General features: G+C 52.4%; 11 protein-coding genes. 5 read left to right on the top strand and 6 right to left on the bottom strand.

Translation table 11 applies throughout. The features are described from left to right. Window positions 1-86: 86 nt before the first annotated feature. Window positions 87-674, bottom strand: coding sequence for an ATP-dependent Clp endopeptidase proteolytic subunit ClpP (gene clpP, locus PCH01S_RS06405; protein ID WP_042227806.1), 588 nt, complete (start codon window positions 672-674; stop codon window positions 87-89). Between the two features lie 324 nt (window positions 675-998). Between clpP and PCH01S_RS06400 the strand changes: the two genes are divergently transcribed. From PCH01S_RS06400 to abc-f, 4 genes are all read left to right on the top strand, one after another. Further along, on the top strand, window positions 999-1,727 hold the full coding sequence (locus PCH01S_RS06400; RefSeq protein ID WP_042227804.1) for an RNA polymerase sigma factor: 729 nt from the start codon (window positions 999-1,001) through the stop codon (window positions 1,725-1,727). Between the two features lie 124 nt (window positions 1,728-1,851). Then, entirely contained in the window at window positions 1,852-2,130 is a 279-nt protein-coding gene (locus tag PCH01S_RS06395) for a hypothetical protein (RefSeq protein ID WP_009672538.1), read from the top strand. A gap of 137 nt (window positions 2,131-2,267) precedes the next feature. Continuing rightward, window positions 2,268-2,411 carry an RAxF-45 family protein gene (locus PCH01S_RS31595; RefSeq protein ID WP_170318615.1) on the top strand — a complete coding sequence of 48 codons (144 nt, stop codon included), beginning with the start codon at window positions 2,268-2,270 and terminating at the stop codon, window positions 2,409-2,411. A gap of 101 nt (window positions 2,412-2,512) precedes the next feature. Further along, window positions 2,513-4,483, top strand: coding sequence for a ribosomal protection-like ABC-F family protein (gene abc-f / locus PCH01S_RS06390; protein ID WP_042227801.1), 1,971 nt, complete (start codon window positions 2,513-2,515; stop codon window positions 4,481-4,483). A gap of 109 nt (window positions 4,484-4,592) precedes the next feature. On the opposite strand, the gene PCH01S_RS06385 is transcribed toward abc-f, so the two are convergent. Then, complete coding sequence (locus PCH01S_RS06385; protein ID WP_042227799.1) at window positions 4,593-6,140, bottom strand: sensor domain-containing diguanylate cyclase; 1,548 nt, start codon at window positions 6,138-6,140, stop codon at window positions 4,593-4,595. Continuing rightward, entirely contained in the window at window positions 6,137-6,790 is a 654-nt protein-coding gene (locus tag PCH01S_RS06380; protein WP_042227797.1) for an EAL domain-containing protein, read from the bottom strand. The genes PCH01S_RS06385 and PCH01S_RS06380 overlap by 4 nt, the downstream gene beginning before the upstream one ends. A 193-nt stretch (window positions 6,791-6,983) precedes the next feature. Here PCH01S_RS06380 and PCH01S_RS06375 point away from each other — a divergent pair, with 193 nt between their 5' ends. Beyond that, on the top strand, window positions 6,984-8,384 hold the full coding sequence (locus tag PCH01S_RS06375; RefSeq protein WP_241688867.1) for a sensor histidine kinase: 1,401 nt from the start codon (window positions 6,984-6,986) through the stop codon (window positions 8,382-8,384). Window positions 8,385-8,714: 330 nt separating this feature from the next. Here PCH01S_RS06375 and PCH01S_RS06370 read toward each other — a convergent pair whose 3' ends face one another. The 3 genes from PCH01S_RS06370 to PCH01S_RS06360 all read right to left on the bottom strand — a co-directional run bounded on the left by PCH01S_RS06370 (window position 8,715) and on the right by PCH01S_RS06360 (window position 13,515). Then, on the bottom strand, window positions 8,715-10,076 hold the full coding sequence (locus PCH01S_RS06370) for a serine hydrolase domain-containing protein (protein ID WP_042227792.1): 1,362 nt from the start codon (window positions 10,074-10,076) through the stop codon (window positions 8,715-8,717). Between the two features lie 87 nt (window positions 10,077-10,163). Next, a complete protein-coding gene (locus PCH01S_RS06365; RefSeq protein WP_009674103.1) occupies window positions 10,164-10,607 on the bottom strand; it encodes a MarR family winged helix-turn-helix transcriptional regulator in 444 nt (147 codons plus the stop codon). A gap of 175 nt (window positions 10,608-10,782) precedes the next feature. Beyond that, entirely contained in the window at window positions 10,783-13,515 is a 2,733-nt protein-coding gene (locus tag PCH01S_RS06360; RefSeq protein ID WP_042227790.1) for a PAS domain S-box protein, read from the bottom strand. Window positions 13,516-13,734: the final 219 nt, after the last annotated feature.

Here is a 13,734-nt window from a genome sequence, read left to right as displayed (position 1 = left end):
GAAAAAGGGGCACAGGCCCTCAAAGGAAGATAGAACCTGTGCTGGCTATCAGGGAAAACATCCGGCTTACAGACAGATATGTTTCGTCAGGAAATTGTCGTCACAACCTGATCGATAATCCCGTATTCCTTAGCTTCTTCCGCCGACATAAAATAGTCGCGATCCATGTCCCGGTCGACTTTATCGATGGGCTGCCCGGTGCGCTCCGAGGTGATCCGGTTCAGTCTTTCCCGTATGCCGAGTATCCGCTTGGCGCTGATGGCGATGTCGCTTGCCTGGCCCTGAACGCCCCCGTGAGGCTGATGAATCATGATCTCGCTGTTCGGCAGCGCGAAGCGCTTGCCTTTTTCTCCGGCCAGCAGTAGAATAGCGGCAAACGAAGCGGCAAAACCCGTACAAATCGTATGAACAGGCGGCTTCACGAGCTGCATCGCATCGTAAATGGCAAATCCGGCCGACGTAGAACCGCCGGGACTGTTGATATATAGACTGATCTCCTTTTGCGGATCTTCGGCTTCGAGAAACAACAGCTGGGCGATGATGCTGTTGGCTACCTGATCATCAATCGCCGCTCCCAGAAATACGATCCGGTCTTTGAGCAGCCGGGAATAAATATCATAGGATCTCTCACCACGGCTCGTTTGCTCCACGACGTAAGGGACGTAATTGCTCATCGTCAAAAACCTCCAATGTGTTTCGTTATGGCATTTCTCCTTGTAAACGAATGCATCCCTCCAAAAGATACGAATGCCAACACAAAATTTTAAATCCTAAAAATATTTTAAGAATGTGTGAAACGGCGTATCCTTTTCGGTCGTTCGTTCGTTTACTGATTACAGCGGCTTTGCCGTTAAGATCCAAATACAAGAAGAAAATGAAGTCGTTTTGCAGAAGGATTACTAAAACCGGAAAATGACGCTCAGAATATAAAAAGGTTCATTACAGGCCGGGAGCCGGATGCATTTGAACGGCTGCAGGAAAAAAGGGGGCGAATACGGATGTCGACAGCCGATTTTCTATTAAAAGGAAAAGTAAAGGACAGCACCCGGATCAACCAGCTTCAGCAGACGTTAAAACGGTACTGCCTGTCCATGACAAAATCTTCATGGGAGGCGGAGGATCTGGCCCAGGAGACCTGGTTGAGAGCGATGTCTTCACAAGGAAAGGGGCACGCCAACGTAGAAGCTATGCTGCTTCGCATCGCTAAAAATACGTGGATCGACCAATCGCGGCGAAAGCAAGTCTTAGCCCGCATTATGAAAAGCGAGCAGACGCAGGCGGTAACGCGGCGGGACGAGGGGCTTTTGGTAATCGAAGAAGCCTTTCGCGCTTTGTTAAAGCATTTGCCTCCGCTGCAAAGAACGGTTTTCCTGCTCCGGGATGTGCTGGGGTTTTCCAGTCTTGAAGCAGCTGTCAGGCTTGGAACTACGGAAGGAGCGGTTAAAGCGGCCCTGTACCGTGCTCGCCAATCCTTGGAAGCCGTTAGAAGAGACATTGAGACCGGCACGCAGGTCGAACCGGCTGAGAACGGAATGAAAGCTTACCTGCGTATGATGGCGGCCGCTTATGAAATAGGAGATATCGCCCTCCTTGTCGAGCTTGCCCAGCGTGATGAAGTGGAGCCGGGGGTTGCCTTCGGTCTCGCCCAGAATCATATTCTGCGGAGCGGCAGACGCCGCACAGGCGCCGTGCCTCATTTGCCAAGCAGTCTGCGGATGACCGCGTAGATTTTACCGCGGCCGTTTTATCCGCCGCTCCCGTTAGGGGCGGGAGCTTCTTTGACTTAAATTTTTCTCCTCGGATGTGGTACAATGGCAGTTGGACACCGAATGGACGAGGAGATGGCGATTGATGGCAGAACAGATCAACGAGCAGGAGCTCATAGCTTACATCGCGGGAAAAACTAAAGCGGACCCGCAAAAAATAAAATCGGTGCTGAAATACGAGCAGGATTTTATCAACAAAGCTCATAAAAATGCCAAGGGCGAGGTCGACATCGACAGTGACGATATTGCCGACTATGTGCTGAGCAGGCCCGATATCAAGCTGGATGAGCTGACAGTGGACAATATTCTGGACGCAGAAATGGACTTTCTCATGGAAAAAGGGATTGCAAGCTATCTGGATTGATAGTATCCGGACATCGTTCGGGACCAAATCATTCAACGCCAAGGAGCGTGTGAGACTGTTTTGGAGAGCGGAACTTGCAAAGATTACAATTTTCATGCTAAAGTAAAAGCAACTTTGACGATGAGGAGGTGAGGTAGGTGAATCTCGAGAAGGTTAACGACCGTATTAGCCAGCTGCCGATTGCTATGGCTGGCATTGTTCATGCTTTTCCGGTTAACGGGAGAAGTCTGTCCATTTTCACGAATACGGTACACCCAATCGCGAGAAGACGCCTACCTTAACCGATACGGATAGTTTCACATCCGAAGAAGGGTCGCGGGCTTATTGCCGCGGCTCTTTTTTGTCGTATGGGAAAGGGTCTTCATTCCTAGGAGGATCCATAATGATACTTGTTAACGGTCAACAGATAAAGAAATACCACGCAGCTAACCTCGTGCTGGATGGAGCCACATTCGAAGTGCATGCCGGAGAAAAAATCGGTCTGATCGGCCGAAACGGCAGCGGCAAATCGACGCTACTCCAGCTCATCTCCCGTCAGCAGAGCATAGACGAGGGAATGCTGACAGTCAAAAAAGAGCTTATGATCGGTTATTTGCCGCAAATACCAGTGGAGTTTGAAGGGCTTACGGTATATGAAGTGCTCTCTTACGGCTGCCGACATTTGACGGCGTGTCAACAAGAGATGACGGCATTGGAACACGATATGGCAGAGCCGGGCGCTTCGGCCGATTCGGCTCGAATGGAGGGGCTGCTGAACGCGTACGCGTCGGTCCAGGAACGCTTCGAGCGCGGCGGCGGCTATGAAATGGATGCCGTTATAGACTCCGTTGCAATCGGGCTTCAGATCTCCAAAGAGACGTATGCCCGTCAGTTCTCTACCTTTTCCGGCGGAGAAAAAACACGGATCGCGCTCGCTTCCCAGTTAATCATGCGACCGGATCTGCTGCTGCTTGACGAACCGACGAATCATCTGGATTTAAGAGGAATCGAGTGGCTGGAGCAGTTTTTGCAAGGCTTCGCGGGGGCTTGTGTCCTCGTTTCGCATGATCGTTATTTTCTTGACCGTACCGCTTCTAAAATGATCGAGCTGGAAGACGGGGAAGCTTTTACGTACCAAACGAACTACAGCGGATATATGAAAGAGAAGGAAGAACGGCTGCTGCAGCAGTTCGCGCAGTATCAGGAACAGCAGAAAGCGATCAAAAAAATGAAAGAGACGATCCGGAAGCTGGAAGAGTGGGGGCGGATCGGGGACAACGAAAAGTTTTTCAAAAGGGCGGCTTCCATGCGTAAAGCATTGGAGAGGATGCAGGTTATGAAGCGTCCGATACTGGAGCAAAAAAGCGCCGATTTCGCTTTGAACCTCCAGGACCGCTCCGCGAAACGGGTAGCGGAGTTTTCCGGCGTGCATAAATCGTACGGAGAGCGCCGGATTCTGAAAGGTGCGGAAGGAAGCCTTCATTACGGCGAGAAGATTGTTCTGGTCGGAGACAACGGTACGGGAAAAACAACCTTGTTTAAGCTGTTGCTTGGGCAGGAAGTTCCGGATTACGGAGCGCTTGAACTTGGCTCGCGTGTGGAGATCGGCTATATGGCCCAGCAGGAGGAATCGAGAGACCCTCAAAAGACAGTCCTAGACTACTTCCGCCTGGAGGCCGGAGTAGAAGAAGGAGAAGCAAGGGGGATTCTTGCGAAGTATCTTTTTTATGGGACGGATGTGTTTAAACCGGTAAGTATGCTGTCGGGAGGAGAGCGGTCCCGTCTTCGGCTCGCGCTGCTTGTCCGGCGGAAGCCGAATCTGCTGCTGCTGGATGAGCCGACTAACCATTTGGACATCGCTTCCCGCGAAGCACTTGAAGAGGCGCTGGAGGAGTATCCGGGAACCGTGCTTGCCATCTCCCACGACCGATATTTCATCAACCGTCTTGCGCAGCGGGTCTGGGAGCTTCAAGACGGACAAATAACGAGCTATATCGGACAGTTTGACGAATATCGGGCTAAAAAGCGCGAGCTGGAGCAGACGGCTGTGGATCGGGGGCACGGACGTCCGCCGGCGGACGTGCCCGGCGCAGCCAGCACCGCAGTACGCGCGGGCGAGCAGCCGCTCTGCGCGGCGGAGGCCAACGCCGCAGCGAAAGCCGCGGCGGCCGAGGCGCGGGCAACCGAGCGGAAGCGGCTGCAGTTGGAGGCGCAGATCGCTGCGCTGGAAGCACAGCTGGCCGCATCGGACGCGGAGCTCCAGCAGCTCGGCGGCTGCGGCGATACCGCGCAGCTGGAAGCGCGGTGGCGCGAGCGGGAAGAGCTGCAGGCGCGGCTCGACGCGGAGATGACGGCCTGGCTGGAGCTGGGCTGACGCCCCGCGAGAGAATACATCACGCGGGCTCGGCAAACAAAAAACGGCGGGAAAGACAGGAGCTGCATGCTGCAGCCCGGGCTCTCCGCCGTTTTTTCTATGCACTCCGTCACGAATAAATCGTTATCCGGTTTCTTCCGTCGGTTTTGGATTGATAGAGCGCGTTATCCGCCATTTCAATGATGGTTTTGACGTCCGTATCCCGGCTGTAAGAGAAGGAGACCCCGATCGAAACCGTCAGGGGTTGAGCGATCGGACTTTTGCTTCTTTCCACTTTTTCGCGCAGCCGCTCCGCAATACGGGTGGCTCGGCCGAGATCGCATCCTTTCAGCAAAATCCCGAATTCCTCTCCGCCATAGCGGAAGCATAAATCTTCTTCTCTTGAAAAAGCGTCAATCGTCAAAGCCAAATATTTCAGCACTTCATCTCCGATCAGGTGTCCGTGAAGATCGTTGACTTTTTTGAAATGATCGACGTCCATCAGAATAAGGGTAAAAGGAACTTTCCGCTCCGCCCACTCGGCGATGAGCAGATCGAAAGCTTTACGGTTGGCAAGGCCCGTCAATCCGTCGGTAAGTGATTCCGCTTTCAGCCGGTTGAGATTGGAATTGATACTTTGGTACAGCTGCCTGACCTCGTAAAGTCCCGAATGAATGCTGGGGGAAGCGGGTACCGTCAGGTTTCCATGGACGGCCGATTCTTCCGAATACCGGGCAAGCGTATACAGAGGTCTCGTAATCCAGCTCGCGAGCCACCAGGCGACGGTCAGCACAACGCCGAGCAGGGGGAGCGCTTGCATCAGCAAGTTTGAAATCATCTGCTCCAGCGGTTCCTCAAGCACTCGGGTAGGCGTCTGGGAAACAATTCCCCACCCGCTTATCGGCTCAAACGCATAGCCTGCGAAAAATTCGTTTCCTTCCGAATTTACGATTTTTTGGGAGCCGTTTTTGCCTGCCAGCGCTTTTTGAATGACTTCATTGCTGGAGATAGTCTGATAAATCCGTTCTTTGTTGGGATGAAAAATAAGCCGGGACTCTTTATCGACGACATAGACGTAGGATCCGTTCCCGTAAAAATGCTCTTTAAGCAGCTTGCTCAGGGCGTTTTCTTCCTCCAGATAGATCGTGCCGCCGACAAAGCCGGCATAGGATCCGTCCCCATTAAAAATTGGCGAGGAGACCAGCACGATCAGGCGTCCGGTTGTACTGACATAAGGCTCGGAAATAAACGGTGTTTTAGATTCAACCGCACGTTTGGAAGCTTCGGAGAGCAGCCGTGTGCCTGCAACGACACCGGCATCGGCAGGCAGAGTCACTTTTATTTCCCGCTCGTCATCCGCGACAAAAACCGAGTTAAAGTACTGCCGGTTAAACGTGAACCACATGTCCAGGTCCTTTTCCGTAAACGATTGCTTGCCCGCTAACTGCGCGATCGAGTTCATACTCGTCTGCATCAGATTGAGCAGGTTGCCCGTGTTGGAGGAGAGCTTCTGGGCATATTGGGAATTATTCACCAGATAGCTCGCGGACAGGGATTTTAAATTGGCCTGATAGGCCGCATATCCGCTTACGGCGGCCGTCAGGAAAACGGTAGCAAGAACGAGTAGGCTTAAAATCAGGCGCAGCGTCAGCCCTTTGCGCAGGCGTTTTGTTTTCATGGGCGCTTTAGCAGGCCGGCCAAGGAATCTGCGGGAAGGGGGCGGCTGAAATAATAGCCCTGTCCATCATTACAGTTTTCGCCGAGCAGATACTTGTGCTGGATCTCGTTTTCAATGTCTTCGGCGACCATGTTCATATGGAAACTGTGCGCGAGCGAGATGATCGCGGAAGTAATTTGTTTCCCGTTCAGGCCCCGGTTAATGTCTTCGATGAACGGCCGGTCTATTTTTACTTTATCGAATCGACATTCACGCAAATAGTTCAGGGAGGTGTACCCTGTGTCAAAATCGTCAAAAGAAATTCCATTTCCGTCCTCTTTCATAATTGACAGGACATGTCCGGCAAAAAAAGGCCAATGTCCGTCTTTATGACGCGTCCGGATACGGAGGGGGGCGCCTTTCCGTCTGTCGTCCGGTTCGGAAAAAAGAGGTACGGTCATGGGGCAGTCACCCGGTTCGAGAAAACCAAACTCCGCCGGGCGGATTTTTTTCGCGGCATAGCCGACAGGCTTGGCGTAAGAATCGTTCGCATATGTTAAGGCGCCGTTTTCCATTGCATAGATGCCGACTGGCGTATGTTCGGTCAGGACTGTAATTAGGGTCCGATAAAAGGGAAGCTCTTCTTGACCCTTTTCTATTGGAATTTCCATTTTTATCGTTTCTCCTGTGTCAAGGGGCTTGGGTTAACTAGAATCATAGCACTGGACATAATTCGGATTCTACAGGATCGGAAATTTTTGCGTGCACACGCAAAAAATTTGCGTGATCGGTTCGTTCCGGGGATGATATATTGGCGAAGATGGACATGCACCAAGAAGTTTGAAGGAGAGCTGAACGTTGCGTATGAAAAGAACTGGGCGTCTTGCGGGTGCCGGATTTACGACCGTTGTGGGGATTATGTTTTTTCTATATTACTATTTCGTAATCGAGGAGGCCTGGGAAATGCAGGCGGCGGGTGCCGTTGTTTGCACCGTCATCGCTTATTTTCTGGGCGGTTTTTACGATAGAGCCCGCTATTATGCGGCCGAATTGAATTTGATTAATGAGGAGCTCCATATCAGCAGGGAACAGCTGCGTCGCATTGACGAGAGATATTCCGCGCTTCAGGCGAGTCTCGACAATTTTTCTCATGATCTGTTCGGCATTATGAAAATCGCGGAGCTGGAGGCACGGCTGCTGGCCGAAGTGAAGTTAATTTTTCAAATCGACTGCGTCTCCCTGATTGAAACTCAAGCGGGTCATCCGTCCTGCTCGGTAAAAACGGGAACCGGTAAGGTACCTAGGGCCGTTTTGAACAAAATCCGGCAGCACCAGGGCCAGCAGCTTTCGATCGGCGAAGTTTTCGAATATGAAGAAGGATCTTTTCTGAAAATAGGGGAATTCAAAGGCAGGACGTTCTGGCTCATATTCGGGGAGTTGACGGATAGTATGCGTCTTCCCGTCAAAAGAATCTGGCTGAAAACTCTGATCCGTTACGTAAACGTCGTGTATGAAAATCTCATTGTCATCGAGGACTTATCGGCTGAGCTGAAGCGGACGATGGAGGAACAGGAGACCCCTCCCTGGCTGCTGCGCCTGTTCTTCAGTTTGTCCGAGCACGAGCGGAAGCGGCTGTCCCAGGATCTGCACGATGCGGCCCTTCAGGAGCAAATTATCTGGTACCGGAAGCTGGAGCAGCTTCGGACTTCGGGCCTTGGACCGGACGAGCTTAAAGAAGGCCTCGCTCAAATCGGAGACGGTCTTCTCGATGTGATGTACCAGATCCGCCTGACCTGCAACGAACTCAGGCCTCCTTTTCTTAAAGAGTGGGGGCTTGTACAGGCTCTGGAGGCCCTGTTCGATCACATCCAGCTACACGCGGACTTTACGATCTATTTCGAAGCGGAGCATTTCAGGGATTATTTGAACGATGAACAGCGGATTGCGGTGTACCGGATTACACAGGAGCTTATGTCCAATGCGATGAAGCATTCCAAGGCAGATGAGGTCCATGTGATTTTGACGGGCGGCAAACAAAATCTGCTTCTGTCCTACCGGGATAACGGGGTGGGCACAAAAACCAGGGAACAGGCGGACAACGGGTTCGGAAGTATGGGGATTTACGGAATGCAGCAGAGAGTCCGGAGCCTTCAAGGAGAAATTCAGTGCGTGTCGGACAAGAGCGGATTAAAGATGCAGGTCAGCATTCCGTTGAAACCGGTTCTGCATGTGATCCCGCCGCACGGAACGTTTGTGTCGGTCTGAAGATGGCGGATTCAGCGGCAGACTAGGTTCGCAGTAAGGGGCTGTTCAATCTTATTTTGCCGGAATATAAACAAATGAACGTACATGTTCTCCAAGTAAAAGAGCCGCTGATAATGCCGCATTAAAGGCATGCACACGGAACCGTATGAACCGAATACCTGTAATAAAACGGCACTACCGAACCACTGGCTCCATAAAAAAAGGATTCCTCCGCACGCCTAACGTGCAGGGGAATCCTTTTGGGCGTTTAGCGGCGGGCGCTTACTAGACGCGTCGCACGCGGCTGCCTGCGTACAGTGCGGCGCGGCGCGTCATTACTGCGGCATCCGTTTACGTCACTCTTACGCCCCGATGCTCGCCGTACTGAAACAGCGTAAGCTCGTGGGCGGGTTTACCCGCTTTTTTGGCTGCAAACTCAATTTCGATTTGAAGCTCCCGGACAAAAAAACGTTCTTCGGACAGCGGTAAAATCTCGTACTGGGGCTGTCCGCTTAGCTGGATGAACAGCTGATCATACTCGGGGCCTGTCGTTACGCTGAGGTCGAGCCCCATATCCATCTTGTAAACTCCCCGGTACAGCATATACACGGTTTTGTCGATCTTAACGGACCTGAGTTCCGCCGGAACATCGGGAACGGAGTGGGGAAGCCCGAACAGAATGTTCTCCGCCTCGTTGATAATCTGCTGCTGAATGTCCAGCTGGCGATCCGTGTTGGAAAGATAAATCGCCGTTTTTCCGTGATCCGTGTAACGGGCCAGATTCGTACTGTAGCCGGGCCAGCCGCCGCTGTGAGAAACGACTTTACCCAGGTGCTCCTTCTGTTCGACGATCCAGCCGTACCCGTACGAATAAGGTTTGTTATCCGGCAGTTTTCCGGAAGTGAAAGCTTCGTCGAGTGTCTTTTTGCTGACCAATTTCTCCGTATACAGGGCTTGATCCCAAAGCAATAGATCGTGCAGCGTGGAATTTACGGTCCCGTCTCCCTGGATTCCGTCCAGGTATACGACAAAATCGGTCGCAGGCTGTTCGTCCGGCAGGTGATAGCTGTGCGTTTCGAAGGAATATACGTATCCGAAAGCGAAATCCGGGGGCACGTTTCCGGAAAGACGCCGGTTATGAATCCGCGTGGAATGCATGCCGAGAGGCTTGAACAGCGTTTCACTCATATATTCGGCGAAGGAGAGACCCGATATCTTTTCGATCAGCAAGGCCAGTAAAACATACCCTGTATTGGTGTACTCCCAGTTCTCGCCGGGCTGAAATTGCAGCGGAGGCCGACGGACATTGAAATACTCCAGAACGTCCCAGTTCGTGGCGATTTTGGAGCGGTCCCAGTCTTTTATGAAAAGCGGCGTATAGTCGGGCAGGCCGGAGGTATGCCGGAGAAGGTCCTTCACCGTGATGCCCTTGTAGGGGAAATCCGGTATCCATTGTTCCACGAAATCGCTCAAAGAAAGTTTTCCCTGTTCGGCGAGAATAAGAATGCCCATGGCCGTAAAGGTTTTGGAAACGGAAGCGAGTTCGAAGACGGAATGAACGGTCAGAGCGCGCCCCGTCTCTCTATCCGCGAGGCCATACGCGCCTTCAAAAACGATTTCTCCTTTATCCGCCGCCAAAAACACCCCGTTGAAAACTCCTTTCTCCGACATGGCCGCAAAAAGTTCTTGAAGCTGTTTTTGTTTGTTCTGCATGGTAATCCCTCCTATTTTTATAAAAATAATTAAGCTAACATAATAATTAAGGCATCTTACATATTGGACGAAAAGCGACGTTGGACGTCACCTTAGTTCGGCTTCGATAATTTTTTGAAGCTTGAACGTGATTTTGCGCAGCGCGCTTAATTCCTCGGGGTCCAGTTTGGAATAAAAACGTTCCGCGATGCTCTTCTCGACCTTCTGCTGACGTTCGAAATAATCCCATCCGGCTTGATCGAGCTCGACGAGAATTTCCCGGCGGTTGTTCGGGTTAATCTCTCTCTTGAGGTAGCCTTCCTTGTCGAGCTTGCCGATGAGCTGACTAACCGCGCTGGAAGTGATCAGCATCAGGTCCGCCAGTTCTTTGACCGTCAGACGCTTGTGTTTGTGAATGTGTTCAAGAACGACCGCTTGCTTGGAGGTCAGATCTGCTTGCAGGAGTTCGTTGTACTCTTGTAAAAGGAGCAGGTTCGCCGTATATTCGGCTTCGTTAATCTCCTTTACGGTCTGGTATAAGCGTTCGTCCATGTCATCACCTTAATTGTTAAGTTAACTTAATTATTTATACTCTCAGTATATGCTCCGAACGTTCACTTGTCAACAGGACCGTTTGGTACCTGCGTGAGATGTCTATTCAAGCCAGATGTACACGGCACTCACAAAAAAACACCTCCGCCGAGGCGAAGATGTTCAAGATGGGGGATCAGATTCGGTCCTGCTTGCAGTGAGGCGACCATATCTTCAGGACGCGTTCAACTTCCGGAGCAAACACCGGCTTGCTTATAAAATCGTTCATGCCGGAAGCGAGGCACATTTGCATATCTTCTTTCTGGGCAAAAGCGGTCACCGCCACGATCGCCGGGCGCGAGGCTTCTCCTTTCATCCGGCGGATGGCCGCGGTCGTTTCGAAGCCGTCCATTTCCGGCATCTGAAGGTCCATAAACACCATATCGTAGGTGTCGGACCGGACCGCCTGCAGCGCTTCCGCACCGTTCTCCGCATAGTCCGCTTCGTATCCGAGTTTTTTGAGCAGGGTAATCAGCAGCAGGCGGTTTACGGGGTTATCGTCCGTAACGAGCAGTTTCATCGGACCGAACTTGGGCGAAGGAAGGGCGCCGCTTTCTCTGCCGCTTACAAGTGATGACGCCGTTTTGCTGCGCTGCGTTTTTTCCGGAGCGGAATCCGGGGCAGGCGATTCGCCGGGCAGCTCGAAGGGCAGCACGAAATGGAACGTGGACCCCACGTTAACCTGACTGTCGACGCCGATCGCCCCGCCCAGGAGCTCCACCAGCTTCTTGCAGATGGCAAGCCCGAGCCCCGTGCCGCCGTATTTGCGGTTAATGGTCGGGTGCAGCTGTGTGAAGGACTGGAACAGCTGGCTCTGCTTGTCGGCAGGAATTCCAATGCCCGTATCCCGGACGAAAAATTGCAGCACGGCATCGCTGCGTCCGGGTATCTTGTCCAGCTTGGCTGAGATGGAGACATGGCCGTCCTTCTCGGTGAACTTGATCGCATTCCCGACCAGATTGACGATAATCTGCCGCAAAATGCCCTCGTCTCCGATAAGTGTAGAAGGAATGCTCCCGTCCAATTCGTACGTCAAACGGATGCCGCGCTCCGCGGCTTTCGGATGAAACAGCTCCGCAACATGATTCAAAACGGAGCGGACATCGAAAGGTTCGTGGGTAACGACCATTTTCCCGGCTTCGATTTTGCTGAAATCGAGGATCTCGTTCAAAATCCGCAGCAGGGCGTAGCTGCTCTGCAAAATAATGTCGGCATAGCTCCGCTGTTCCTCGGACAGCTCCGTTTCCGCCAACAGATCCGCCATCCCGATAATCCCGTTCATCGGCGTCCGGATTTCATGGCTCATGATGGCCAGAAACTCGGACTTGGCCTGATCGGCTTTTTCCGCGGATTCTTTGGCCCGTATGATTTCTTTCTCGCCCGTAATATCTTTGAAGACGACAACGGCGCCCCGCAGCTCCTCGTTATCGATGAGCGGCGACACGTGATAGTCGGCGAGGAAACTGGAGCCGTCCTTGCGCCAGAACACCGCTTCCTTGTTATGGTAGGAGCGGCCCTCCCGGATGGCGCGGTAAATAACCTGTTCATCCTCGGACTGTTGGGCGGGGCTGCCAAACGTGTTTTGCAGCAGCCCTAAATACGGCTTGCCGATGAGTTCCTCGGGGACGAATCCGAGCATGTCCGCCCCGGCCGGATTGATAAACATGGCGTTACCGGAGAAGTCGACGCCGAAAATACCTTCTGTCACGGAATTCAAAATCAGCGTATACTCGCTGCTCAGCTTCTCGATTTGCTCGAGATATCTTTGCCGTTCCGTAATATCGATCGTGATGCCGTAGACGCCGACGACTTCGTTATCGACGATGATCGGAATATTCGTCGAATTGATTTCGACGGGGTGCCCGTCTTTGTGAATGATGGTCAAGTCATAGCTTTGGGGGAAGCCCTGCTTGGCGAGCTCGAAGTGGTGAAGCGTTTTGGGCAGATCTATGGGGGCGACGATCGGTCCCCAATACATGCCGATAAGCTCTTCCAGCGTGTACCCGGTGATTTTCTGTAAATTTTTGTTGGCGGTTTTATAATCGCCGTCCAGATTCATCGAATAGACAGCGGCAGGGTTGTGGTCGAACAACGATTTGTAGCGCTGTTCGCTTTCCTGAAGCTGCTGGTCCGCTTTTTTGCGCTCGGTAATATTCCGCGATATCGAAACGATTTCGCTCACATTCCCGTCTTTATCGTACGTGTAGCGGGTGGTCGATTCCAGCCAGACGTAGACGCCGTTTTTGCAGCGAAACCGGAACGTTACCTTGTCGCCTTCCGTATGCCGGTTCCGTTCCAGGAACATAAGAACTCTGTCCAGGTCATCTGGATGAACAAGAGGAATCGCGGCCTGTCCGATCATTTCTTCGGGCTCATAGCCGAAAAAGGTTTTGCAGACGGGAGACGAATAGGTCATGGTCGCCATCTCGTCCGGTGCGTGCCTGGAGATCCAGTCCAGCGACGCTTCCGTTATGAGCCGGTACTGGCGTTCAATGTCCAGAAGCTGCTCTTCCCGTACTTTACTGGCCGTCAGATCAACGGCTTGAACCAGAAAAGCGGCAGGTTCCGCGGAGTCCGGAGGAAGCGGGGAGAGGCCGACGGCAGCCCAGACGATTCCGCCGTTTTTGTGCACATATCTTTTCTCGAAGCGGAAAAGGGAAGGATCAGCGCCGGACAGCGCGATATCTTCCGGGTAAGTGATCCGCCTGTCGGAGAGGTTCACCAGCTCGTCCTCCGTATACCCGAGCATGCGGCAAAAGGAGGGGTTGACCCGTAGCCAGCGGTCTTCCGCCAGCGAATAAACGCCCATGGCAAACGGCGCGTTCTCGTAGGCTATTTCAAACAACCATTTATCTTCAAAGGGTTTCATGCCAACAGTCTCCTCAGGCTAAGGATTGCCAGTTCAGTATACCTCATTTTTGCAGGGCAATGTAAGGTCTCTTCTACGCAGGTATCCCCGGTAAGGGGACGGGTTTGCGCGAATGATCTTTTAACCGGACTTCGATCTATCTTGGATTACACTTTTTTTACTGCCGCTAATCAGACGGTTGTTCGTGTACGGCTATGGAGAAACAACGCTTTACATAAG

The sequence above is a fragment of the Paenibacillus chitinolyticus NBRC 15660 genome (assembly GCF_000739915.1).
In the GTDB taxonomy this organism is placed as follows: Bacteria; Bacillota; Bacilli; order Paenibacillales; family NBRC-103111; genus Paenibacillus_F; species Paenibacillus_F chitinolyticus.
Note: the sequence above shows the minus strand (reverse complement) of the source record. Positions and strands in the feature narration are given on the sequence as shown.